Genomic DNA, 24575 nt, shown 5'->3' on the forward strand with positions numbered 1-24575 from the left:
CGTTCGGCGCACCACCGTCGACCGTGCAAAGGACCTCGACATGCGCCAGACCACCACCGCAGCCTGGATCGCCGCCACCGCGGCCACCGCGTTGCTGGTGACCGGCTGCGGCTCCGCCGACTCGGACAACGAGCCGGAGAAGGCCGCGGCACCCCGGGTCGACGGCCAGGACATCAACGCGCGTCCGGTGTCCGACCTCCGGCAGGGCGGCACGCTGAAGACGGGGATCACCCAGTGGATCACCCAGTACAACGTCAACACGGTCGACGGCGCCCAGGGTGACGCCCAGGAGATCGCCAGGACCGTGCTGCCCGACCTCTTCGACTCGGACGCCAAGGGCGCGCACCACGCCAACCCCGACTTCCTGCTCTCGGCGAAGGTCACGTCCACCAGCCCGCAGACCGTCGAGTACCGGCTGAACCCGAAAGCCAAGTGGTCCGACGGCAAGCCGCTGAGCTGGCACGACTTCCACGCCCAGTGGAAGGCGCTGAACGGCGCTGACAAGGCGTACGAGGCCGCCGACACCTCCGGCTACGACCAGATCTCCCGGGTCGAACAGGGCGGCGACGCCCACTCGGTCAAGGTCACCTTCACGTCGCCGTACGCCGACTGGCAGCGGCTTTTCGACCCGCTCTACCCGGCGGAGTACATCGATACCCCGGAGAAGTTCGTCAAGAGCTGGGCGGAGAAGGTGCCGGTCAGCGCAAACGCGTTCAAGGTCGGCCGGTACGACAAGACCGCCCAGACCATCACCCTGGTCCCCGACCCCGCGTGGTGGGGCGCGAAGCCCCGGCTGGACTCGATCACCTACCGCGTCCTCGACTTCCCCGCGCGCACCGACGCCTATCTCAACAAGGAGATCGACTACACCACCGCGCTGCTGCCCGAGGACTACAAGCGGCTGGTCAAGGCACCGGACACGGACATCCGGCGCGGCGCGCGCTGGGACGAGGTGCACATCACGCTCAACGGCGGCCGGGGACCGCTGAAGGACCTGCGGGTACGGCAGGCGATCCAGCACGCCGTCGACCGCAAGGGCATCAACCAGACGTTCGCCAAGGACCTGTCCTTCGAACTCGCGCCGCTCGACAACCACTTCTTCATGCCCAACCAGCAGGGGTACGAGAACACGTCCGGCGGGTACGCCGACTACGACCCGCAGAAGGCGAAGAAGCTCCTCGACGAAGCCGGCTGGAAGGACAACGGCGAGGGCAGGCCCCGCACCAAGGGCGGCAAGCGGCTCACCGTCGACTACGTCCTCAGCTCCGGAAGCACCAGTGCCCAGCTCGACCAGGCCGAGCTGGTGCAGCAGCAGCTGGCCCTCGCAGGAGTCAAGGTCGAGCTGCGCAAGGTGCCCGCGAACGACTACTTCAACGAGTTCGTCAACAAGGGCAACTTCGACCTCACGAGCTTCCGCAACGTCGACGCCGTCTACCAGACCATGCTGACCTCGACCTTCCAGCAGCCCAAGGGCGGCAACCTGTTCCAGAACTTCGGCTCGGTCGGCTCCCCGAAGATCGACGCGCTGCTGAAGAAGGCCGCCCGGACCACCGACGCGACGGCCGCCGCCAAGCTCTACAACGAGGCCGACCGGGAGATCTGGCGGCTCGGCCACTCCGTCGAGCTGTACCAGCGCCCGGAGATCCTCGCCGTCCGCAAGGGCCTCGCGAACTACGGCGCCGAGGGCCTGGCGGACGTGGACTACACGAAGGTGGGCTGGCTGAAGAAGTAGGCGGCCGGGCGGCGGCCCTCACCCCGTGCGTTCCGGCAGCACCGCCCGCACCAGCTCCCCGACCCCGCCCTCCCCGGGCGGGGCCGCCACGCACGACAGGGCGAGCCGTACCACCAGCTCGCAGGAGCGGATCAGTTCGGCGGTGGCGGCCGGGGCGGCGCCGGGACCGGCCAGCGCGGTCGCCGCGCGGTCCCGGACCATCCGGACGAAGTCGCGGGGCGCCGGCAGCGGCCCGTCCGCCCGGCGCTGCGCCGGCACCGCGGAGGCGGAGGGCACGGCGGTGAGCTTCGGGGCGGGCAGCCGCTCCGTCCAGCAGCCGGTGAGCATGGCCCGGACCAGCACGTTGTCCCGGGCGGCGAGCGCCGTCCACTCGGCGGTCGCGGTGAGCCGGTCCGCCGCCCCGGCCGCGCCGGCCAGGGCCCGCTCGACACCGGCGAGGTATCCGTCGGCCTCCCGGCGCAGCAGGGCCCGCGCGAGCCCGTCCTTGCTGCCGAACTCGTTGTACAGGGTCTGCCGGGACACCCCGGCCGACGCGGCCACGTCGACCATCCGCACCGCGGACCACGGCCGGCCCGCGAGCGCCCTGTAAGCGGCGTCCAACAGCGATTCCCGGGCAGCAGGCATCTTCGCCTCCCTGGGCCACAGCGACTCTGCGCCCAGATTTGACGCCCTCGCATGCACTGTCAAGGGTCCGCGACGGCCGCACTCGGCGGGGGCGGGCCGGATCTCCCCCGGCCGGGCGCGGGGTCCCGCCACGCCTGCGCCCGGCTGGCCCCGTACCGACGCCGCCCGATACCGTTCCCCACATGCCGGACTACCTCGACGACCTCCGCCTCGCCCACGTCCTCGCGGACGCGGCCGACGCCGCCACCATGTCCCGCTTCAAGGCCCTCGACCTGAAGGTGGAGACGAAGCCGGACATGACCCCGGTGAGCGAAGCGGACAAGGCGGCCGAAGAACTGCTCCGCGGCCACCTCCAGCGCGCCCGCCCCCGGGACGCCGTCCTCGGCGAGGAGTACGGCATCGAGGGCAGCGGCCCCCGCCGCTGGGTGATCGACCCGATCGACGGCACCAAGAACTACGTCCGCGGCGTCCCCGTCTGGGCCACCCTCATCTCGCTGATGGAGGCCGGCGAGGGGGGCTACCAGCCCGTCGTCGGCGTGGTCTCCGCCCCGGCCCTCGGCCGCCGCTGGTGGGCCGCGCAGGGCCACGGCGCCTTCTCCGGCCGCAACCTCACCTCCGCGAGCCGTATCCACACCTCCCGGGTCGGCACCCTCGCGGACGCCTCCTTCGCGTACTCCTCGCTCTCCGGCTGGGAGGAGCAGGGCCGTCTCGACGGCTTCCTCGACCTCACCCGCCAGGTGTGGCGCACGCGCGCGTACGGCGACTTCTGGCCGTACATGATGGTCGCGGAGGGGTCCGTGGACATCTGCGCCGAGCCGGAGCTGTCCCTGTGGGACATGGCGGCCAACGCGATCATCGTCACCGAGGCGGGCGGCAGCTTCACCGGACTCGACGGCCGCCCGGGCCCGCACAGCGGCAACGCGGCCGCGTCCAACGGACTGCTCCACGACGAGCTGCTCGGGTACCTCGACCCGCGCCGCTGAGCGCCGGCAGAGCGCCGGGCACGCCCTCAACCGGCGCCGCACGCCCTCTTGTTGACCCTTCCTTTACCTGGCACTCTGGGCCCACCCCACTTGTGAATTTGTGAACCCGTGAACTGGTCACGGGTTCCAAGGAGGTGGCCCATCCATGCTCGTCCGTGACGCCATGAGCACGGTGATCCTCACCCTCGGCCCCGCCCACACCCTCCGCCAGGCAGCCAGCCTGATGTCCGCCCGCCGCATCGGCGCCGCCGTGGTCCTCGACCCTGACGCGGGCGGCATAGGCATCCTCACCGAACGCGACATCCTCAACTCCGTGGGCCTGGGCCAGAACCCGGACACGGAGCGCATCCACGCCCACACCACCACCGACGTCGTCTTCGCCGCCCCGACCTGGACCCTGGAGGAGGCGGCACTCTCCATGACGCACGGCGGCTTCCGGCACCTGGTCGTGCTCGACCGCGGCGAGGTGGCGGGCATCGTCTCGGTCCGCGACATCGTCCGCCGCTGGATCCCGGCCCGCCAGCCCACGCCGGTGCCCTGACACACGCGGCGGGCCGGACCCCCGAGCACCATGGGGTCCGGCCCGCCCGGCCGCGGCGCGGCCGGCTCAGTCGCGCAGCGCCCGCACCGCCGCGTCGAGCCGCTTGCCGAAGTCGGCGTCGGCGGCACGGAAGTTGCCGATCGCGCGCTCGGCGATGTCCTCGCGGGAGACCTGGGAGATGGCCCCGGCCAGATTGGCCACCAGCCGCTCCCGCTCCTCCTCCGACATCAGCCGGTAGAGGTCGCCCGCCTGCACGAAGTCGTCGTCCTCGGCGTGCACGGGCGTCGGGTGGCCGCCGGTGCCCCCGGTGAAGCCGTCGAAGGGCTGCCACAGCGGACGGCCGGTCTGCTCCGGGCCGCCGAAGCTGTTCGGCTCGTAGTTCTTGGCGCCGCCGTGCCGGCCGTCGTAGAGGAAGCCGTCCCGGGAGTGGGTGCGGGCCTCGGTGGCGTGCGGGCGGTTCACCGGCAGGTGGTCGGCGTTGACGCCGACGCGGTAGCGGTGCGCGTCCCCGTACGCGAAGAGCCGGCCCTGGAGCATCTTGTCCGGGGACGGGCCGATGCCGGGCACGAAGTGCGCCGGGGAGAAGACCGACTGCTCGACCTCGGCGAAGATGTTCCGCGGGTTGCGGTTCAGCTCGAGCCGGCCGATCTCGATGACCGGATAGTCCGCGTGCGGCCACACCTTGGTCAGGTCGAACGGGTTGAAGCGGTAGGCCGCCGCGTCCGCCGCCGGCATGATCTGCACGCCCACGGTCCAGCTGGGGAACTCGCCGCGCTCGATCGCCTCGCGCAGGTCGCGCTGGTGCGAGTCGGGGTCCTTGCCCGCGAGGACCCCCGCCTCCTCGGCGGTGAGGTTCTTGATCCCCTGGTCGGTCTTGAAGTGGTACTTGACCCAGAAGACCTCGCCGGCCGCGTTGTTCCACTGGTAGGTGTGCGAGCCGAAGCCGTCCATGTGGCGGTACGACGCCGGGATGCCGCGGTCGCCGAACAGCCAGGTCACCTGGTGCGTGGCCTCCGGCGACAGCCCCCAGAAGTCCCAGACGTTGTCCGCCTCCTGGCTGCCCGAGTACGGGTCGCGCTTCTGGGTGTGGATGAAGTCGGGGAACTTGATCGCGTCCCGGATGAAGAAGACCGGGGTGTTGTTGCCGACGAGGTCGTAGTTGCCCTCCTCGGTGTAGAACTTCAGCGCGAAGCCGCGCGGGTCCCGGACGGCGTCCGCCGCGCCGAGGTTGCCGGCCACGGTCGAGAACCGCAGGAAGACCTCGGTCTCCTTGCCGGGCTCGGCGAGGAAGGCGGCACGCGTGTACGGCGTGACATCGGCGGTCACGGTGAAGGTGCCGTACGCGCCGGCGCCCCGGGCGTGCACCACCCGCTCCGGGATGCGCTCCCGGTTGAAGTGGGCGAGCTTCTCCAGCAGCAGCTGGTCCTGGACGAGGACCGGCCCGCCGACGCCCGCCGTCTCGCTGTTCTGGTTGTCGGCGACCGGGGCACCGGCCTCCGTGGTGAGCGATCCCTGCGTCACGTGCGCCTCCTGCGTCATCGCTGACTAGTCCTGTCCTGTAGCCAAAGCCAGGATCGATCCTACAATGGACATTGTCTAAGTCAAACAGCAGTCCAAACTCACACCTGTTCCCGATCTGGTCCTCCTTGCTGTTAGGCTGGTAGCCATGAGCGACCTTCTGGAACGGCTGCGTGGACGCGGATGGCGGATGACCGCGCAGCGACGCGTGGTGGCCGAGGTCCTGAACGGCGAGCACGTCCACATGACGGCGGACGAGGTGCACGCCCGGGCCGTCGCGAAGCTGCCGGAGATCTCCCGGGCGACCGTCTACAACACGCTGGGCGAGCTGGTCTCGCTCGGCGAGGTCCTGGAAGTCTCGACGGACAAGCGCGCCAAGCGGTACGACCCGAACGCGCACCAGCCGCACCATCACCTGGTCTGCGCCCGGTGCGGATCGATCCGTGACGTGCACCCGACCGGCAACCCCCTCGCCGACCTCCCCGACACCGAGCGCTTCGGCTTCACGGTCTCGGACGTCGAGGTGACGTACCGGGGACTGTGCCCGGACTGCGCGGACGCCTGAACCAGGGGTCATGCACCAGGGGACACGGCAGGGGTCATGAACCAGGGGACACGGCAGGGGTCATGAACCAGGGGTCATGAACCAAGGCTCGCGAACCGGGCGACAGGGGGGCGCGAGCCCCCCTCTTTCTTTGCCGCGCCGCACATCTTGCCGCGTCGCAAACGCACCGAGGGCCGGAATCCATTTCTGGATTCCGGCCCTCGGCCTTCAGTAGCGGGGACAGGATTTGAACCTGCGACCTCTGGGTTATGAGCCCAGCGAGCTACCGAGCTGCTCCACCCCGCGTCGGTGAACACGACATTACGCGAGAGAAGCAGCGAGAAGCAAATCGTTTGCAGGGCCAGTGACCAGGGCCACTCCTCCCGCCGCGCGCCTCAGGCCGAGAGCTCTTCCCGCAGCGCGTCCCGCAGCCGTGCCGCCCGCTCGGCCACCTCCGCCGGCCCCAGCGCCACCGCCCGGTCCGCCCACCGCTGCCCCTCCGCCAGCTCGCCGCGACGCGCGTAGACCAGGGCCAGCCGCAGCGCCGCCCGGCCGTGCCCGGCATCGGCGGCACGGGCCCACCACACCGCGGCCTCCGGCTCGCTCCCCTCGCGGGCGAGCAGCAGCCCCAGGTTGAAGGCGCCGTTGCGCGACCCGGCCTCGGCCGCCGCCCGGTACCACCGCGCCGCCTCCACCACGTCGCCCCGGGCCGCCGCGAGCATGCCCACCCGCACCTGCGCCCGCCGGTGCCCCTGGGTGGCGGCACGCTCGTACCACTCCTCGCACTCGGTCTTCTCCTGGACGATCTCGCCCAGCTCGTGCGCGGGCTCCGGCGGCCGGCGCGCGTCGAGCAGGGTGGCCAGCCGGTATGCGCCCTCCGCACTTCCGCCGCCCGCCGCACAGCGCAGGTGCCGTTCGGCCTCCGGCTCGTCACCCTCGCGCTGCCGGGCGATCCCGACCTGCAGCGCGGCCTCGGCGTGCCCGGCGGCAGCCGCCCGCTCGTACCAGCGCAGCGCCATCCGGTCCTCGCCGCGCCCGGCGTAGAGGATGCCGAGGTTGAACGCCGCGTCCACGCTCCCGGCCTCGGCCGCCTTGGAGAACCAGGGCTCGGCCCCGGTCGTGTCGCCGCCCTGGAGCAGCAGGATGGCCAGCGCGTTCGAGGCCTCCCGGTGCCCGGCGTAGGCGGCCCGCCGGTACCACTGCTCGGCCTGCGCGGTCCGCCCCTGCTCGGCGCAGAGCAGCCCGAGGTTGTAGGCGCCGTTGTCGTCACCCGCGTCAAGGGCCGCCCGGTACCAGCGCTCGGCGGTCTGGGTCTCGCCGCGCTCGGCGTGCAGCGCGCCCAGCGCGTTGGCCGCGTTGCCGTCGCCGTCCTGGGCGGCGCGCAGCCACCACACGGCCGCGCTCTCGGTGTCGCCGGCGTCGCGCAGCAGGAAGCCGAGCGCACAGGCGGCCTGCGGCTCGCCGTCCTTGGCGGAGGTCAGGTACCAGCGCCCCGCCTCCTTCAGCTGCCCGCGCCGCTCCAGGATCGCCCCGAGGTGCAGAGCGGCCCGCCGGTGCCCGCGCGCGGCGGCCTGCCGGTAGAACTGCTCGGCCTCGTCGACAGCGTTGTCAGCCCCGGTCTCGTCCCCGTGTCCGGCCTTGCCGTCCAGTGCGCGCGCCAGCCGGTAGGCGGCTTCGCGGTGGCCGCGTTCGGCGGCGGCCCGCATCCAGTGCTCGGCGCCGACGTCCCCGCGGTGCTCCAGCAGGTCGGCGAGCGCGTAGGCGCCCAGGGCGTGGCCCTGCTCGGCGGACTGGCGCAGCCAGTACTCGGCGGCCGGCTCGTCCCCGCGCTCCCGGTGATAGCGGCCCAGCGCGTGCGCCGCGGGGGCGGACCCCGCCACGGCGGCGATCCGCCACCAGCCGGCCGCCTCCTCGGGGTAGCCGCGCTGGTGCAGCAGGACACCCAGATTGTTGGCGGCGGCCCGGTCGCCGGCCGCGGTGGCGGCCCGCAGCTGGGGTTCGGCTCCGTCGAGGTCGCCGCGCCTCAGCAGTATGGCTCCGAGGACACTGGCCGCCTCGGCGTCCCCGCTCTGCGCGGCGAGCGCGAGACGCGTCTCCTCGGCGGCGTCCCCCAGGTCCACCATCTCGTCGCGGGCCGGCTCCGTACCGGAAGGCTGCACAAATCGCCCTGTCTCGAACAGAGTTGCCTTGTCCCCCATAACGTCCATCGTCGCACCACCTGCAACCTGGGTACACCCGGTATACCGCAGCCCGTGAGGTCACTACAGCGTTTTGTCGACATGCCCACAGGGCGACAAGTCAAACACACACCGCCCAACTCCCCACGGCGGCGCGGCCACCCGTCCCCCCAGTACATGAGTTCGCACACCACGAAGGCCCGGATCCCTGTTGGATCCGGGCCTTCGACATCAGTAGCGGGGACAGGATTTGAACCTGCGACCTCTGGGTTATGAGCCCAGCGAGCTACCGAGCTGCTCCACCCCGCGCCGTTGCAGGTCAACCGTACCACGGCGCGGCGGGAGCTTGATCAACTGCTGTTCTTCCCGCTGGTCCTGCCGGCCTTGGACTGTGCTTCCTCGGCCCGCTTCAGCGCGTCCCGCAGATCCTGCTGCGCCTTGGCGTACGCGTCCCAGTCCGGGCCGTCCTTCAGCGCCTGCTGCCCGGTGTCGAAGGCCTTCTGGGCGTCCTTCAGCGCTTGCCTGACCGTCGGATTACCGGTGTCCGGCGGATTGCCGGTGCCGGTCTCCGGTGGCTCGGCGGTCTCGCTCTTCGTACCGAAGACCTTGTCGAGTGCCTCGCCGAGCGTGTTCTCGAACGCCGTCCTGCCCTCGTAGGTGACCAGCACCTTGCGCAGCAGCGGGTACTTCAGTCCACCACCGCGTACGTAGACGGGCTCCACGTACAGCAGTCCGCCGTCCAGTGGCACGGTCAGCAGGTTGCCGTACTCGACATCGGAGTCGCCGCCCTTGAGGAGCTTGATCGCGGCGGCGATGTCCTGTTCGGAGTTGAACTTGCTCTGTACCTGCTTGGGGCCCTCGACCGTCGTACTGGTCGGCAGTTTCAGGATTCTGATCTTGCCGTAGTCACTGGCCCCGGCCTCGGCGTCGACCGTCATGAACGCGCTGAGGTTGTCACGGCCGTTGGGCGTGAACGTCGTCGACAGCGAGAACGCCTGCCGGGTCTGGTCGGGCATCTTCATGCTCAGGTAGTACGGCGGCACCGCGTTGCCCGACTTGTTGGTCGGGTCGTCCGGCACCTGCCACACCTCGCTGCCGGTGAGGTACGTCTGCGCGTCCGTCACGTGGTAGCGGGTGAGCAGCTCGCGCTGCACCTTGAACAGGTCCTGCGGGTAGCGCAGATGCTCCATCAGGTCCGCGGAGATCGCGCTGCGCGGCTGCACCGTGTCGGGGAAGGCCTTCATCCAGGTCTTCAGCACCGGGTCCTTGGTGTCCCACTCGTAGAGCTTGACCTCGCCGGTGTACGCGTCGACGGTCGCCTTCACCGAGTTCCGGATGTAGTTGACCTGGTTCTGCTGGGCCACCACCGCGCGCGAGTTGTTCGTCGCGGTCAGCGAGTCGGCCGTCGTGTCACCGAGGGTGGTGCGGGAGGAGTACGGGAAGCCGTTCGACGTCGTGTAGGCGTCGACGATCCACTGGATGTGGCCCTTCACGATGGCCGGGTACGCGTCGCCGTCGATGGTCAGCCAGGGCGCCACCGCCTCCACGCGCTCCTTGGGCGTGCGGTTGTACAGGATCCGCGAGCCCTTGCCGATCGCGCCCGAGTAGAGGATCTGCGGCTCGTTGAACGCCACCGCGTACGCGGCCCGGTTGACCGGGTTGTCGAGGTTGACCCCGCTCCCGCCGCCGTAGCTGGTGGTCTTCTCGCCGTTGTCGTCGGAGTAGTCGATCTCCTTCTGGGGACCGCCGACGATCGAGTAGGTGCTGGTCTTCTCGCCGTAGTAGATCCGCTGCTGGTACGTGCCGAGGTCGCCCTTGGACGGCAGGTCGTACTCGGTGAAGACCGGCTCGCCGTCGGAGTCGGCCTCGGTGCCCTTGGCGGCGACCACGCCGTAGCCGTGCGTGTAGCGGAAGTGGTCGTTGATCCAGTTGTTCTTCGGGACGCCGTCCAGGTTCAGTTCGCGCAGACCGATGACCGTGTCCTGGGCCTTGCCGTCCTTGGTGGGGTACCGGTCGACGTCCAGGTTGGTCGGGAACCCGTAGTAGTTCTTCATCTGCTGAAGCTGCTGGAACGTCGGCGAGACGATGTTCGGGTCCATGATCCGGATGCTGGCCGCGTCGTTCGCGTCGTCGCGCAGCTTGGTCTTGTCCGAGGCCGTGGACTTGCCCTCGTACTCGGTGACCTTGGCGTCGTCGATGCCGTACGCCTCGCGGGTCGCCTTCAGGTTCTTCTGGACGTACGGCGCCTCCTTGGCCTGCTCGTTCGGCTGGACCTGGAACTTCTGCACGATGGCCGGGTACAGGCCGCCGATCAGGATCGCCGACAGGACCATCAGGCCGAAGCCGATGACCGGCAGCTGCCAGGTGCGCCGCCACAGGGTCGCGAAGAACAGCAGCGCGCAGATGACGGCGATGCAGAACAGGATGGTCTTGGCCGGCAGATAGGCGTTGGCGTCGACGTAGCGCAGACCGGTCCAGTTGCCGGTCGCCTTGAAGTCGCTGGACTTGACCGCGAGGCCGTACCGGTCGAGCCAGTAGGCGACCGCCTTGAGCGCGACGAAGATGCCGAGCAGCACCGACAGATGCCCCGTCGCCGCGGCGGTGGCCCGCGCGCCCGGGCTGGTGACGCGCAGCCCGCCGTACAGGTAGTGGGTGAGCGCGGCGGCGATCAGGCTCAGGATGGCGGCGGCGAAACCGAAGCCCAGCAGGAAGCGGTACCAGGGCAGATCGAAGGCGTAGAAGGCGACGTCGAGGTGGAACTGCGGGTCCTTCTGGTGGAAGGGCACGCCGTTCACCCACATCAGCCAGGTGCGCCACTGGCTCGACGCCGAGGCGCCCGCGATCAGCCCGACCAGGGCGGTGACGGCGAGCAGCAGCCACTTCTTGTACGGCGCGATGCCCATGCGGTAGCGGTCGAGGCTCTGCTGTTCCATGGACATGGCGCTGAGCGGGGGCCGCAGCCGGTGCGCGAGCCAGATGTTGAAGCCCACGGCGAGCGCCATCAGCAGGCCGAAGACGAAGAACAGCCCGATCTTGGTCGACAGGGTGGTGGTGAACACCGACGAGTAGTGCACCGACCGGTACCAGAGCCAGTCCGTCCAGAAGCCCGCGAACATGGTGAACGCCATGCCGAGGACGGCGAGGACGCCCAGCGTCACGAGCAGGGTCCTCACCCGCCGGGACGGGCGGGCCGCCCTGATCCGTGGCCCCGTCGGGCCTCCGCCGCGGTCCGGCATCTGGAAAGCCAAGGTGCGCACCTCGAAGTTCGCTGTCGATCCGTCAGGCCCCCGGGTTCGCGGGCCCGCCGTGGCCCCCCGTGATCGCGGGCCCACACATATGCAACTTACTCACCGCTTACTCGGTTCCCGATTCCGGCCGGGAACGAGGCAGGATTGTGACCATGTCCAACACTCCCATGGCAGCGAACCCGCTCACCCGGGCCGTACTCGAGATCGACGAGTACGTGTCCGGCCTCGGCTGGGACCAGCCCGCTCGCCTCTTCGCCCTCGTAGACACCGCACGGCTGCGGGTTCAGGAACCTTCGCTCGCGGCCCAGCTGGGCCTTGAGAACGAGTCCGAGACCGCCGGTCTCACCCCGATCGAGCAGGACGAGGTCCCGTCCGGCAAGCCGCTCGACGAGTTCCTCGCCACCATCGCCTGGCCCGACGCGGTCACCGGCTGCGCGCTCGCGGTGGAGCGCCTGATGCTCCCGCCGTCCGCCGAGGCCCAGGTCCCCTCCGGTCTGAACGAGGCCGGCCTGGCCAAGTGGGTGGCCCAGCACCCCGAGCGCCAGGAAGTCCGTATGACGGTGGCCGTCCTGCGTGACGGCGGCCGCGACGCGGCGCTGCGGCTGCGCGAGAAGGACTCCCCGACGGAGGTCCTGACCGGCCCCGACCTGGTCCCGGGCCTGGCGGACGCCCTGGCGGCGACGTTCGCGGACTGATCCCGTCCGCCGCGGTACGGCGATGGGGGCGCCCCCGCTGGTGCGGGGAGCGCCCCCAGCCGTGTCCGGCCCGCTCAGCCCTTGGCGGTGCACTTGGGCAGGGCGGCGGTGTCGCCGGCGCGGATGTCCTTCAGCGCGTCGAGCGCGTCGCCGATGGTCTTGACCTTGACCAGGGTGAGCCCGCCCGGGGTGTCCTTGGCGGCGGCCGCGCAGTTGTCCGCGGGCGTCAGGAAGTACTGGGCGCCCTTGGCGCGCGCGCCGACGGTCTTCATCTGGATGCCGCCGATCGGGCCGACCGTGCCGTCGTCGTCGATGGTGCCGGTGCCGGCGACGAACCTGCCGCCGGTGAGGTCGCCCGGGGTGAGCTTGTCGTAGATGCCGAGGGCGAACATCAGGCCGGCGCTGGGCCCGCCGACGTCGGCGAGCTTGATGTCGATGGTGAACGGGAAGGTGTGGTCGGTCCCGGCGGAGATGCCGACGACGGCCCGCTTGGCCCCGCTGTCGGCGGAGGCCGCCGTCCTGATCGTGATGTTCTCGGTCCTGGTGGCCGTCCTGTGGGCCTTCTCGGCGGCGGCCTGGTCCTTGGCGGGGACGACCGTGAAGACGACGTTCTGGCCGGGCTTGTGCTTGGTCACCATCTTGGCGACATCGGAGGGCTGCTTGATCTCCGTACCGTCGACGGCCTTGATCACGTCACCGGCGTGCAGCTTGCCCTCGGCCGGGGAGTCCTTGACGACCGTGGAGACGATCATCCAGGACTTCACCGGGACACCCAGCTCCTTCAGGGCGGCGACCTTGGCGCTCTCCTGGGACTGGCTGAACTCCTCGGCGTTCTCCTGGGTGGACTGCTGCTCCGTCTTGCCGTCGGGGTACAGCGTGTCGTGCGGGACGATCTTGCTGTCGTGCGCGAGCCAGCCGTAGACGGCCTCGACGAGGTTCATCCGGTAGTCGGCGCTGGTGACGCGGACGGTGGTCATGTTCAGATGGCCGTCCGCCGGATACGTCTTGTGGCCGGAGATCTGCAGCACCGGCTCGCCGTCGTGGTCCCCGAGCGTGTTCACCGTCGGACCGGGGGACATCTCCGCGTACGGCACGCGGATGAGCACTCCCGCGCACAGGAGCGCGATCAGCATCAGGGTCGAGGCGAGCATCGTCGCGGTGCGGCGTGGCATGCCACGACAGTACGGGACGCGTCTGTCGGCGCACCGTCAGGGCACCCCCGTCAGGCGCCGGGCGCGTCCGGTCGCGGCTTCTCCATGGCCTCCCGGAACCGGGCGTATCCGTCCAGCTCAGGACCGTCGCTGCGGGCCTTCCGGGTCCGGTTGGCCCAGCTTCCCCACAGCCCGCCGCCGATCGCGGCCACAAGCGGAATCAGCAGCCAGACAAGCACCCCCATGCCGGCCTCCCACACATCATGCGCGTCCGCAACTGACTGATCAGCAGATTAACCATTCGCACGGACAACGCTCACGCGCGGGTGCCGGTTACGCAACCGGAGGGAGTGGTGGGCCGAGCGTGCACGGGGGTGCGGCCGACGACACGCCCGGGCACGCGGCCGGGCGTGTCAGCAGGCGCCGACCCACTCCTCGGTGCCGTCGGAGAACTTCTGGTGCTTCCAGATGGGCACCTCGTGCTTGATGTCGTCGATCAGCCTGCGGCTGGCGTCGAAGGCCTCCGCGCGGTGCGGGCAGGCCACGGCGACGACGACGGCGAGATCCCCGACCCGCAGATCCCCCACCCGGTGGACGGCGGCCAGCGCCCGCACGGGGTGGTCCGCGACGACCTTCTCGGCGATCCGCCGCATCTCGGCCTCGGCGGCGGGGTGGCAGGAGTACCCGAGCCCGTCCACGTCGGCGCCCCCATCGTGGTTCCGCACGGTCCCCACGAACAGCACGACGCCCCCGGCCGCGTCGTCCCCGACGGCCCGGAACACCTCGTCCACGGAGAGGGGCGTCTCGCGGACGGCGATCAGCTTGATGGGGTCCGCGGCGGCCTGCTCACCGGGGTGGTCATTCGTGTGCGCCATGCCCCCATCGTGCCGCACCCCTGCGACAACGGGGAATACGAGATTCACCAGTCCCGCGCGCGGGGGCGTTTGGAGTGTCCTACGACACCGGACGGCGCTCCGGCGCGGCGCGCGGCACCCCGGGGCGCGGGCCCGTCCCGGCGCCTCAGACGCGCCGCCGCGCCTTCCGGGCCCGCCGTACGACCGCGGCGGCGCCCAGCAGGGCCACCGTCGCGCCCGCCGCGCCGGCCGCCGTCGCGTCCTTGCGCCCCAGCCGCCGGCCGGCCACCGTGTGCCGCCCGGCCACCTCCCCCAGCAGCTCGGCGAGGACCTCCTCGTTGGTCCAGCGCGGCCGCCAGCCGGCGTCGTGCAGCCGGCTGCCGCTGATCACCCAGGGGTACATCGTGTAGGCCAGGTCCCCGGCCGGGGACGGGGTGAGGCCGATCCGGTGCAGCCGGGCCGCCGCGCCGAGCGCGACCGCCGACGGCAGCTCCATCCGCCGGATCCCGCTCAGCTCCTCGACCTCCTCCTGTTCCAGCCACCCGTCGCAGCCGACGGCCAGCTCCCCGTCGACCTTCTCCAGCACGGCGTACTCCAGAGCGCTGCACAGATCCTCGACATGGCAGAACTGCCACGCGGGCCGCGAGCCGGCCACGACAAGCAGCCGCGGCGACTCGAAGTACCTGGTCAGCGCGGTGTCGGTGCCGCCCACGAGCACGGCGGGCCGTACCACGGTGACATTGAGGCCGGGGTGGGCCCGGGGCGCGCGCCGCGCCAGCCGCTCGACCTCCAGCAGGTCGCCGACGCCGGTGGCCTCGGCGGTGGCGCGCAGCTCGGCGTCCTCCGACAGGGGCAGCTCGTTGTCCGGCAGCGCGCCGTAGACCATCGCCGAGGTGCACAGCACCACCCGGTGGACTCCGGCCGCCGCCGCCGCGGTCAGGACGGTCTGGGTCCCCCGGACGTTGTAAGCCGTGCGCGCCGCGGGATCCGTCTCCAGATCGAGGTCGAGCGCGAGGTGGACGACCACGTCCGCGCCCCGCAGCTTGTCCGCGATGGCGGGGTCGCGGACGTCGAGGATGTGCCACTGCGCGTCGGCGCACTCGCCGCGCCGCTCGTCGATGGCGACGACCTGTCTGATCTCGTCGGACGCGGCGAGCCGCTCGGTGAGCAGGGCGCCGACCCCGGTGGCGGCGCCCGTCACCGCGACGACGGGCCCGCGCACGGCGGGAGGGGTTGAGCGGTTTCGCGCTGCGCGAACCTGCGGATCTGGGGAACTCACCGGGCGTCTCCAGCGGTTGTCTTCAGTACGGGCGCGAGAGGCGCGTCCGTACCAGGTGTATCCATCCTGCCGCAGGGCTTCCGCGGGCGGAGCACCGAGGCCCGATCGGGTCCGGGTGTCTACGCTGGGTGGTGTTGTCGGGCAGCCGCGCCGCCGGAGCGAAACCGGTGGCCTTACCAGCCGAGGAATCCCGTGAGTAACACCCCATTCGGTTTCGGCCTTCCGCCGGAGGAGCCGGAAGACGGCGACGAGGGCAAGAAGAAGGACCAGCAGAGCGGTGGTGACCAGGGACCGGCCAATCCGTTCGGCTTCGGCGGCATGCCCGGAGCCGGCGGCTTTGGCGGCCCCGGCGCCGACAACCCGCTCGCTGCCATGTTCGGTTCCCTGAACCCCACCGACCTGGGCGCCGCGTTCCAGCAGCTGGGCCAGATGCTCTCGTACGAGGGCGGCCCGGTGAACTGGGACATGGCCAAGCAGATCGCCCGCCAGACGGTCGCCCAGGGCACCTCTGACGGCACCAAGGACGCCAGCGTCGGCCCTGCCGAGCGCAAGGCGGTGGAGGAGGCCGTCCGCCTGGCCGACCTGTGGCTGGACGACGCGACGTCCCTGCCGTCGGGCTCCGGCTCGGCGGTGGCCTGGTCGCGCGCGGAGTGGGTCGAGGCGACCCTGCCCGCCTGGCAGGAGCTGGTCGACCCGGTCGCCGAGCGGGTCGGCGCGGCCATGGGCGACGTCCTGCCCGAGGAGATGCAGGCCATGGCGGGCCCGCTGATCGGCATGATGCGCTCGATGGGCGGCGCCATGTTCGGCACCCAGATCGGGCAGGCCGTGGGCGTGCTCGCGGGCGAGGTCGTCGGCTCGACCGACATCGGCCTGCCCCTGGGCCCGGTCGGCAAGGCCGCGCTGCTCCCGGCCAACGTGGAGGCGTTCGGCAAGGACCTGGGCGTGCCGCAGGAGGAGGTGCGGCTCTACCTGGCCCTGCGCGAGGCCGCCCACCAGCGGCTCTTCGCCCACGTGCCGTGGCTGCGCTCGCACCTGTTCGGGGCGGTCGACGGCTACGCGCGCGGCATCAAGGTCGACACGGCCAAGCTGGAGGACGTGGTCGGCCAGTTCGACCCGCAGAACCCCGAGCAGCTGCAGGACGCACTCCAGCAGGGCATGTTCCAGCCCGAGGACACGCCCCAGCAGAAGGCCGCCCTGGCCCGTCTGGAGACCGCTCTGGCGCTCGTGGAGGGCTGGGTCGACGCGGTCGTCCACGCCGCCGCGAAGCCGCGCCTGGGCTCCGCCGACGCCCTGCGTGAGACGCTGCGCCGCCGCCGGGCGACCGGTGGGCCCGCCGAGCAGACGTTCGCCACGCTGATCGGTCTGGAACTGCGCCCGCGCCGCCTGCGGGACGCCTCCCGCCTGTGGGCCTCGCTCACGGACGCGCGCGGGGTCGACGGCCGGGACGGCCTGTGGGCCCACCCGGACATGCTGCCGACCGCGACCGACCTGGACGACCCGGACGGTTTCGTCCACCGCGAGCAGCTGGACTTCTCCGAACTGGACAAGATGCTCGGAGAGGCGGCGGGCGGCGCGCAGGGCAAGCCCGACCTGCGCAAGAAGGACGACGACGGCGAGGACGACGGCACCGGGGGCGACGACACCGAGTGAGCCTGTACGACGACGCGGTCCTCGTCCTGAAGGGGTACGAGGACCAGGAAGAGCTGCGCCAGACCTATCTGGACCATCTGGCGTCCCACCCCGACGGCATGTGGAAGTCGTGCCACGCGGGCCATCTCACGGCCAGCGCCATGGTCATCGACCCGGAGCAGGGCCGGGTGCTGCTCACGCTCCACCGCAAGCTGCGGATGTGGCTGCAGATGGGCGGCCACTGCGAGCCGGGCGACCCCACCCTGGCGGCGGCGGCCCTGCGCGAGGCGGCCGAGGAGTCCGGCGTGGCCGGGCTGACGCTGCTGCCCGGCGGCCCGGTCCGGCTCGACCGGCACGCGATCCCGGCGCCGTGCCACTGGCACCTCGACGTGCAGTACGCGGTCCTGGCCCCGCCCGGCGCGGTGCAGGAGATCAGCGAGGAGTCGCTCGACCTGCGCTGGTACGGCTACGACGAGGTGGCGGGGGTGGCGGACGAGTCGGTCGTACGCCTGCTGGAGGCCACGCGCGCCAGGCTCTGACCCGGTGAGGGGTGACCGCCGGCGCGGTCACCCCTCCTCCGTCGTGGTTCAGCTCCAGACGTTGCCCTGGTTCTGGCCGCGCGCCCCCTGCTGCCCCATGCCGAACTGGGCGCCGAGGCCCTGCCCGATCACCGCGTGCTGCGGCGGCAGCAGCTCGCTGGGCTGCACGAGCGCGAAGCCGGAGCCCATGAAGCTCAGCTCCCAGCCCTCACCGGTGCTGCCGCGCCGGCGCCACACGCCGGAGGAGTGCGTCTGCGCCTGCATCTGCACGCGCAGCCCGGTGGACCAGGCGACGATCGCGTCCGCGTCGCAGTTGACGTACTTGTCCGGCGTGACCTGCATCAGCAGGGGTGCGCCCGAGGTCATCAGGGCGACCTTGCCGCGCCCCGTGATGTTGAGCTGGTACTTCCCGGACCCGGAGATGCCGTAGAGGCTGTCGACGGCGATGACCTCGTGGTGCAGCGAGGAGTCCATGGCGAGGACGTAGGAGCTGTCGACGGTCAGGCCGTCCTGCTCGACGTCCATGAGGTGCACATGCTGGGCGAGATTGGCGAGGTACACGGTGCCCTGCCCGTGGCAGCGCATCAGGTCCAGGCCCTCGCCGGTGTGCGCACGCGCGCGTGCCTGGCCGTTGCTGCGGTACTCGGCGTCGAACTCGACGAGCCCCTGGTAGGCGACCATCGTGCCCTTGCGGGCGAGGATGTCGTCGTGGCCCTCCAGGGTGACGCGGAGCATCTGCTTGTTCTGCAGGCTCCAGCGCTCCTGCGTCTGGACGTCGTTGTGCGCGAAAAGCGGGCTCTGCATGGTGTTCTGGCTCCCCCTCAGCCCCGGAACCGGAGGCGGTCGGTGCTGTCCTCACTGGGCTGGACGACGACGATGCCTTGGCCGGAGAAGGCCATCTGGTAGGCCTCGCCGCTGCCCCGGCCGATCAGCGACTGGGCCTTGAAGCTGCGCTTGCCCTTCACCTTCAGGTTCGGCGACCAGGCGACGAGCGCGTCGGGGTCGACGTAGGTCTCGTCCTCGCCGCCGCCGCAGTCGACGACGATCGGCTTGCCCCGGGAGGTGAGGGCCACCCAGCCCTGCCCGGAGATCTTCGTGTTCCACAGGCCCTGCCCGGCGAACTTCGCGAGGCCCTTGACGCGCTCCACACCCCAGGTGAGGTGGGCGTCGAAGGCGAGCAGGTTGGTGGCGTTGACGGAGATGCCGTCACCGTTGAGGTTGATCACGACGACGTCGGCGCCGTAGTCGGCGAGGTAGAGCAGGCCGTCGCCGGAGCACTTCATCAGCGGCGCCCCTTCGCCGGTGACCCAGTCGCGGGCGATCTGGCGGACGGCAGGCGGGTTGGGCTCGTACTGGATGAAGCCCTCGTAGGCGACCATCGACCCCACGCGCGCGAGGAGGTCGTTCCCGGTCTGCAGGGCGACCTTCAGCATGTGGTTGCCGTGGTTCTCCATGCGGGCGGTGACGGGTGCGGGAGCGTAGCCCGCGATCGGCTGGTTCATGACGGGCTCCCTCAGACCTCGTACGGCTGGACGACGATGAAGTTGCCGGGAGCGCCCCGGAACTGGAGGTTCACGCTCTCGCCGGTGTCGCCCGGGTAGGCGTTGCGGCGCATGCGGACCTGGCTGGACACGATCACCTGCGAGGCGGCCGACCAGGCGACGACGGCGTTGCAGTCGGCGAAGGTCGTCGGGGTGACCGGCAGCACCACGGGCGTGCCGTGCGTCTTGACGACGATCGTGCCGGTGCCCTGGAACTGCATGGTGAACAGCGCGCCGCCCGGGATGCCGTGGCCCTCGACGCGGCGGACCTCGTACTGGAGGCTCTCGTCGAAGGCGAGGACGTTCTCCGCGGAGACGCAGATCGCGTCGCCCTGGAGCTCGACGGGGTGCAGATGGGCGGAGTTGTCGGCGAGGAACACCTGGCCCTGGCCGGTGCAGCGCATCAGCTGCATCTCCTGGCCGGTCGCGTTGCCCACGACCCGGCCCATGAACCCGGCGCCCTTGTAGCTGAAGTCGACCTTGCCCTGGTAGAGCACCATGCTGCCCTGCCGGGCGAGCACCGGCTGGCCGCCGATGCCGAGGTCGACGCGGATGAGCTTCTTGTTCTGCTGGGTCCAGCGCTGGCCGGTCGGCGTCTCCTTGAACGCCTGCAGCGCCGCGGTGACCCCGGCGCCGCCCTGGGGAGCGCCCTGCGGCACTCCGTAGGCGGCGGGCTGCTGGCCGGGGGCCTGCCCGTAGCCCGGAGGCATGGGCGGGGTCGGCTGGCCGCCGTGGGGTGCCGGCTGCTGGCCGTAGCCGGGGGGTGCCGACGCGCCGGGCTGGCCGTAGCCCGGGGGCATCGGCGCGCTCGGCTGGCCGCCGTACGACGGCTGCTGCGGCTGGCCGTAGGGGGCCGGGGGCGCGGCCGGCGGCGGGACGGTGCCGGCCGCGGGTGGTGCCAGGGGTGCGATGACCGTGGGTGCGCCATGCACGTTCGGCGCGGGCGCCGGAGCCGGGGCCGGGGGCGGGGTGTGGCCGGGCGGCGGGGCGAAGCCCTGCGGTGCCGGGGCGGGTGCGGGCGCGGACGCGGACGGGACGCCGAACGCGGGCGGGGCGAAGCCGGGGGTGGCGCCGGTCTCCGGCTGCTGCGGAGCCGCGGGCGCCTCCTCCTCCGCCACCTCGCCGCCGAAGTTCTTCAGCAGCGCGTCGAGACCGCCGTCGAAGCCCTGGCCGACCGCGGCGAACCGCCACCCGTCCTTGAAGTAGAAGTCACCGAGCATCACGGCCCGCTCGGTGGAGAACTCCGCGCCGGTGAAGGAGTACCGCGCGACCTCCTCGCCGCCCGCCACGATCCGCAGATAGCCGGGGCTGACCTGCGACATCTGCCCGGCGCCGTCGATGGTCGCCGTGAAGGCCAGCTTGCGGATGTGCGAGGGGATCCGGTCGAGCGTGACCCGGAACGACTCCGTGTCACCCGCCTGGGCACCCAGCAGCTGAAGGGACTCCTCCGGCGACTTCGGCTGGTTGAAGAAGACGAAGTACCGGTCGTCCGAGAGACGCTCGTCGGCGTCCAGACCGAAGCAGCTGATGTCGAAGGTCAGCCCGGGGGCGGAGATCTGCACGCCTACGTACAGATCCGTGCCCGCCGTGAGGTCACTGATCCTGGCCTTGTGGCCGCGTTGGAATTCCCTGGCCATGCGTTACGACCGTCCCCCATCCCGAGTGTGAGTGCGTCGCGCCAGGCTAACCGCAAAGACCGACAACGACCCCAGAGGGCCGGGGTCGGTACAGACCCGGTACAGAACCGGACCCGGCCGCTCACAGGACGGCGGCCACTCATGGGAGGGCGGCCGTTCAGGGAAGGCCGCTCATGGCAGAGGACGTTCATGGGGGGAGGGCGCTCATCGGGTGGGGACGCTCATCGGGTGGGGACGCTCAGTCCTCCCGCTCCTCGCGTGCGCCCGGCAGGTGCGGCAGCCGGGCGGCGGCGACCACTCCTTCGAGGAAGCCGCGGGCCCGCTCGGTCCGCGGATAGGCCTCCAGCAGCCGCCAGAAGTCGGGGCCGTGCCCGGGGACCAGCAGATGCGCCAGCTCGTGGCAGAGCACATAGTCGACGACGTAGTCGGGCATCCCCTGCAGGCGGTGCGAGAGCCGGATGCTGCCCTCGGCCGGGGTGCACGAGCCCCAGCGGGTGTTCTGGTTGGTGACCCAGCGCACGGAGGCGGGCCGGGCCCGGCCGCCGAAGTACTGGGCCGACAGCCGCTCGGCGCGCTCGGTCAGCTCGGTGTCGCCCAGCACCCGCTTGCTCTCCTGGGCGGCGAGCTTGTCGAGCATGACGGTCACCCAGCGCTGCTCCTCCGCCTTCGACATCCGGGCGGGGATCAGTACGACGGTGCGATCGCCCTCGCGGTACGCGGAGACCGTCCGGCGGCGCCGGGCACTCCTGCGGACCTCGATCGCGCTCGCCCCCGAGCCGCCGGGCGGCTGGTCCGTCGTGCTGCGCTGTGGTTTTCCGGCGCTGTGCAGGGGGTCGGCGGGCACGCCCCGACGTTACCCGCCCGGCAGGGACAAAGTCCCGGCTCCGGAACGGTTCACTGCGGATCCCCCACCATGTGTTTGATTTGTACGACCAGTCAAATTGCCCGACTTGCACATATTTACCCACCCGTTTCGCGCCTGCCGCACCCCCGATTCATACGATGAATCCCGTCGCCTGTGGATAACTTTCGGCGCCCGGTGCGCCGGCCGGGCATGCTGGCAGACGTCGGCGGGGTGCGACCGCTTCCGCCGTGGAACGCAACGGAAGTATCAGATGCAATCGGGTGTTTCAGGCGTCCCCGTCTCGCGTTTCCGGGTCGCGGACGTCTCGACACCTACGGGGGGCGGGTCATGCATCCGGTGGTGAAGCCCGCGCTGCGGCGCGGCTGGCGCGACCACGACACCGTGCAGTTCGGGATGACCCCGGCGCACGCGGTGACGCTGGGCCCGATGGACCGGGCGACCGGCGGCTTCCTCGACCTGCTCGACGGCACCCGCGGGCTGCCGTTGCTGCGCGAGGAGGGCCGCCGCAGGGAGGTGGCGGAGGGTCATGTCGACGCACTGGTGGCAGGGCTGGCCCGCGCGGGACTCGTCGACGACGCGCGCGGCGGCGGACCGGCCGCCGACACGCTGCGGCAGAGAGCGGACGTCCTGGAGCGGCTGCGCCCCGACCTCGCCTCGCTCTCCCTGATCACGGCCGAACCGGGCGGCGCCCAGGCCCGGCTCGCCGCCCGGCGCACGCTGCGGGTGCGGGTCCAGGGGGCGGGCCGGGTCGGCGCCCTGCTGGCGTCGGTGCTGGCGGGCGCCGGCGTCGGCGAGGTCGACGTGCGCGATGCGGGCCGCGTGGAGCCGTGGGACGTGGCGCCCGGCGGGCTGCCCGCCGAGTCGCTCGGCGACCGCCGGGAGGCCGCGGCACGGGCCGCCGTGCGCCGCGCCGCGCCGGACCGCCCACCGCGCCACGCCCACGCCCCCGGGTCCGGCGCCGGGGACCCCGGCCTCTCCCTCGTGGTCCTCGCGCCCCGGGACGACGTCGCCGTGCACGCCCCGGACCCGGCCTCCGCCGAAGTGCTGATGACCTCCGGCACCCCCCATCTGTACGCCGGCGTCGTGGAGGGCACGGGTGTCGTCGGCCCGCTCGTCCTGCCCGGTGAGTCGGGCTGCGCCGGCTGTCTGGACCGGGACCGCGCTGACCGGGACCCGGCCTGGCCCCGGCTGGTCACCCAGTGGCGTTCCGGCCGGGGCCGCCGGGTCGGGGCCTGCGATCTGGCACTGGCCACGACCGTGGCCGGTCTTGCGGCGGCGCACGCCCTGGCCTTCCTCGACGGGGAGTCCCCGTCCGGCACCGGAGCCCGCTGGGAGGTGTCCCTGCCCGGCCTGAACTGGTGCTCCCGGCCGGTCCGGCCGCATCCGGAATGCGGTTGCGGGGCGGCGAGGAGAAGTAACCGGGAGGACTTCTCAACCAGCGGGGAGGCGCGCGCAACAATGGCGGTGCAACGGCCGTCGCAGCAGCGACGACGCGAAGCAGGCGCGGCGCGGCCGACTGGGACCTGGAGGGCGCATGTCTGATCTTCCCCGCAAGGCGGTCACACGGACCGCCAAGCTCGCCGCGCTCCCGCTCGGCTTCGCCGGACGGGCGACCTGGGGGCTGGGCAAGCGGATCGTGGGCGAGTCGGCGGAGATCGTCGGCCGCGAGCTGCAACAGCGCACGGCGGAGCAGCTGTTCAAGGTGCTCGGCGAGCTGAAGGGCGGCGCCATGAAGTTCGGGCAGGCCCTGTCCGTCTTCGAGTCGGCACTGCCCGAGGAGGTCGCCGGCCCCTACCGGGCGGCCCTGACCAAGCTCCAGGAGGCGGCGCCCCCGATGCCGACCCGCACGGTGCACTCCGTGCTGGAGCAGCGGCTGGGACCGGACTGGCGCGACCTGTTCGAGGAGTTCGAGGAGAAGCCGTCCGCCGCGGCCTCCATCGGCCAGGTGCACCGGGCGGTGTGGCACGACGGCCGTGCGGTGGCGGTCAAGGTGCAGTACCCGGGCGCGGGCGAGGCCCTGCTCTCCGACCTCGGCCAACTGAGCCGTTTCGCCCGGCTGCTGGGCCCGCTCATCCCGGGCATGGACATCAAGCCGCTGATCTCGGAGCTGCGGGACCGCGTCTCCGAGGAGCTGGACTACGGCCTGGAGGCCCAGGCCCAGACCGTGCACGCGGAGGAGTTCGCTGACGATCCGGACGTGGTCGTCCCGGCGGTGGTGCACCAGTGCGAGCAGATCCTGGTGACCGAGTGGATCGACGGCATCCCGCTCTCCGAGGTCATCGCGGACGGCACCCAGGAGCAGCGCGACCGGGCCGGCCAGCTGCTGGCCCGCTTCCTCTTCTCCGGGCCGGCCCGCACCGGCCTGCTGCACGCCGACCCGCATCCGGGCAACTTCCGCCTGCTGCCCGGCGGTCCCGCAGGTGCGGACGACTGGCGCCTCGGGGTCCTGGACTTCGGCACGGTCGACCGCCTCCCCGGCGGCCTGCCGACCCCGATCGGCGCGTCCCTGCGGATGACGCTGGACGGCGAGGCCGAGTCGGTCTACGAGCTGCTCTGCGCGGAGGGGTTCGTGAAGGAGAGCATCGCGCTGGAGCCCGACGCGGTCCTCGACTACCTGCTGCCGATCATCGAACCGGCCCAGGTCGAGACGTTCACCTTCACCCGCTCCTGGATGCGCGGCCAGGCCGCCCGCATCGCCGACCCGCGCTCCCCCGCCTACCAGCTCGGCAAGCAGCTCAACCTGCCGCCGTCCTATCTGCTGATACACCGTGTGACCCTGAGCACGATCGGTGTCCTGTGCCAGCTGAGCGCCGCGGTGCGGCTGCGGGAGGAGCTGGAGGAGTGGCTGCCGGGTTTCGTGCCGGATCCAGCCGAGGACGGTATCGGCGGTGAGGAGTCGGCTGCCGGCGCCTGACCGGCCGGCCACCGGGTCGGGCGGTGTGGACCGCCGGCCTCCGGCGGCCGGTCGATCTCACTGCCGCCGAGGCCGGTGACCCGGCAGGAGCCGGTGACCGGTGC

Annotated in this window: 21 protein-coding genes and 2 tRNA genes; 9 read left to right on the plus strand and 14 right to left on the minus strand. The window is 71.6% G+C overall.

From position 1 onward, the window contains the following. The first annotated feature begins 40 nt into the window (after positions 1–40). Positions 41–1732 carry an ABC transporter family substrate-binding protein gene (locus tag ACF073_RS01025; RefSeq protein ID WP_392065640.1) on the plus strand — a complete coding sequence of 564 codons (1692 nt, stop codon included), beginning with the start codon at positions 41–43 and terminating at the stop codon, positions 1730–1732. Positions 1733–1750: 18 nt separating this feature from the next. Here ACF073_RS01025 and ACF073_RS01030 read toward each other — a convergent pair whose 3' ends face one another. After that, complete coding sequence (locus ACF073_RS01030) at positions 1751–2356, minus strand: TetR/AcrR family transcriptional regulator (RefSeq protein ID WP_392065642.1); 606 nt, start codon at positions 2354–2356, stop codon at positions 1751–1753. Between the two features lie 182 nt (positions 2357–2538). Here ACF073_RS01030 and hisN point away from each other — a divergent pair, with 182 nt between their 5' ends. Both hisN and ACF073_RS01040 read left to right on the plus strand, forming a co-directional pair. After that, entirely contained in the window at positions 2539–3339 is an 801-nt protein-coding gene (hisN, locus tag ACF073_RS01035; protein WP_392065644.1) for a histidinol-phosphatase, read from the plus strand. 145 nt (positions 3340–3484) lie between these two features. Then, complete coding sequence (locus tag ACF073_RS01040) at positions 3485–3880, plus strand: cyclic nucleotide-binding/CBS domain-containing protein (RefSeq protein ID WP_392065645.1); 396 nt, start codon at positions 3485–3487, stop codon at positions 3878–3880. A gap of 66 nt (positions 3881–3946) precedes the next feature. Here the strand turns inward: ACF073_RS01040 and ACF073_RS01045 are convergent, their stop codons facing one another. Further along, complete coding sequence (locus ACF073_RS01045; protein ID WP_392065647.1) at positions 3947–5401, minus strand: catalase; 1455 nt, start codon at positions 5399–5401, stop codon at positions 3947–3949. 145 nt (positions 5402–5546) lie between these two features. Here ACF073_RS01045 and ACF073_RS01050 point away from each other — a divergent pair, with 145 nt between their 5' ends. Then, entirely contained in the window at positions 5547–5963 is a 417-nt protein-coding gene (locus tag ACF073_RS01050) for a Fur family transcriptional regulator (RefSeq protein WP_392065648.1), read from the plus strand. 211 nt (positions 5964–6174) lie between these two features. Here ACF073_RS01050 and ACF073_RS01055 read toward each other — a convergent pair. The 4 genes from ACF073_RS01055 to ACF073_RS01070 form a co-directional block, all read right to left on the minus strand. Further along, positions 6175–6248, minus strand: a tRNA-Met gene (locus ACF073_RS01055). A gap of 89 nt (positions 6249–6337) precedes the next feature. After that, positions 6338–8149: a tetratricopeptide repeat protein gene (locus tag ACF073_RS01060; protein ID WP_392065650.1), complete on the minus strand. Its 1812-nt coding sequence runs from the start codon at positions 8147–8149 to the stop codon at positions 6338–6340. 205 nt (positions 8150–8354) lie between these two features. Further along, positions 8355–8428, minus strand: a tRNA-Met gene (locus ACF073_RS01065). Between the two features lie 41 nt (positions 8429–8469). Then, complete coding sequence (locus ACF073_RS01070; RefSeq protein WP_392066831.1) at positions 8470–11355, minus strand: UPF0182 family protein; 2886 nt, start codon at positions 11353–11355, stop codon at positions 8470–8472. A 164-nt stretch (positions 11356–11519) separates the two neighbouring features. Here ACF073_RS01070 and ACF073_RS01075 point away from each other — a divergent pair, with 164 nt between their 5' ends. Next, positions 11520–12062: a PPA1309 family protein gene (locus ACF073_RS01075; protein WP_392065651.1), complete on the plus strand. Its 543-nt coding sequence runs from the start codon at positions 11520–11522 to the stop codon at positions 12060–12062. 74 nt (positions 12063–12136) lie between these two features. On the opposite strand, the gene ACF073_RS01080 is transcribed toward ACF073_RS01075, so the two are convergent. The 4 genes from ACF073_RS01080 to ACF073_RS01095 all read right to left on the minus strand — a co-directional run bounded on the left by ACF073_RS01080 (position 12137) and on the right by ACF073_RS01095 (position 15346). Beyond that, entirely contained in the window at positions 12137–13234 is a 1098-nt protein-coding gene (locus ACF073_RS01080) for a PDZ domain-containing protein (protein WP_392065653.1), read from the minus strand. Positions 13235–13284: 50 nt separating this feature from the next. Further along, positions 13285–13458 (minus strand): hypothetical protein, encoded by a 174-nt coding sequence (locus ACF073_RS01085; protein ID WP_392065655.1) that lies wholly within the window; start codon positions 13456–13458, stop codon positions 13285–13287. Between the two features lie 168 nt (positions 13459–13626). After that, a complete protein-coding gene (locus ACF073_RS01090) occupies positions 13627–14088 on the minus strand; it encodes a molybdenum cofactor biosynthesis protein MoaE (protein WP_392065657.1) in 462 nt (153 codons plus the stop codon). Between the two features lie 145 nt (positions 14089–14233). Further along, positions 14234–15346 (minus strand): SDR family oxidoreductase, encoded by a 1113-nt coding sequence (locus ACF073_RS01095; RefSeq protein WP_392065659.1) that lies wholly within the window; start codon positions 15344–15346, stop codon positions 14234–14236. Between the two features lie 192 nt (positions 15347–15538). Here ACF073_RS01095 and ACF073_RS01100 point away from each other — a divergent pair, with 192 nt between their 5' ends. Continuing rightward, complete coding sequence (locus ACF073_RS01100) at positions 15539–16996, plus strand: zinc-dependent metalloprotease (RefSeq protein ID WP_392065661.1); 1458 nt, start codon at positions 15539–15541, stop codon at positions 16994–16996. Next, positions 16993–17514, plus strand: coding sequence for an NUDIX hydrolase (locus ACF073_RS01105; RefSeq protein WP_392065663.1), 522 nt, complete (start codon positions 16993–16995; stop codon positions 17512–17514). Before ACF073_RS01100 ends, ACF073_RS01105 begins: the two co-directional genes overlap by 4 nt. Positions 17515–17562: 48 nt before the next feature. Here the strand turns inward: ACF073_RS01105 and ACF073_RS01110 are convergent, their stop codons facing one another. The 4 genes from ACF073_RS01110 to ACF073_RS01125 all read right to left on the minus strand — a co-directional run bounded on the left by ACF073_RS01110 (position 17563) and on the right by ACF073_RS01125 (position 21536). After that, the gene (locus tag ACF073_RS01110) at positions 17563–18318 is read right to left on the minus strand and encodes an AIM24 family protein (RefSeq protein WP_392065665.1); all 756 of its coding nucleotides are present in this window, start codon (positions 18316–18318) and stop codon (positions 17563–17565) included. A gap of 17 nt (positions 18319–18335) precedes the next feature. Continuing rightward, positions 18336–19016: an AIM24 family protein gene (locus tag ACF073_RS01115; RefSeq protein WP_392065667.1), complete on the minus strand. Its 681-nt coding sequence runs from the start codon at positions 19014–19016 to the stop codon at positions 18336–18338. A gap of 11 nt (positions 19017–19027) precedes the next feature. Beyond that, positions 19028–20692 carry a TerD family protein gene (locus ACF073_RS01120; protein ID WP_392065669.1) on the minus strand — a complete coding sequence of 555 codons (1665 nt, stop codon included), beginning with the start codon at positions 20690–20692 and terminating at the stop codon, positions 19028–19030. Between the two features lie 238 nt (positions 20693–20930). Beyond that, positions 20931–21536: a M48 family metallopeptidase gene (locus tag ACF073_RS01125; RefSeq protein ID WP_392065671.1), complete on the minus strand. Its 606-nt coding sequence runs from the start codon at positions 21534–21536 to the stop codon at positions 20931–20933. A gap of 348 nt (positions 21537–21884) precedes the next feature. Between ACF073_RS01125 and ACF073_RS01130 the strand changes: the two genes are divergently transcribed. Continuing rightward, positions 21885–23099: a TOMM precursor leader peptide-binding protein gene (locus ACF073_RS01130; RefSeq protein ID WP_392065673.1), complete on the plus strand. Its 1215-nt coding sequence runs from the start codon at positions 21885–21887 to the stop codon at positions 23097–23099. Next, entirely contained in the window at positions 23092–24471 is a 1380-nt protein-coding gene (locus ACF073_RS01135; protein ID WP_392065675.1) for an ABC1 kinase family protein, read from the plus strand. Before ACF073_RS01130 ends, ACF073_RS01135 begins: the two co-directional genes overlap by 8 nt. The last annotated feature ends 104 nt before the right edge of the window (positions 24472–24575 follow it).

The organism is Streptomyces sp. NPDC015171 (assembly GCF_043079545.1).
Lineage (GTDB): Bacteria > Actinomycetota > Actinomycetes > Streptomycetales > Streptomycetaceae > Streptomyces.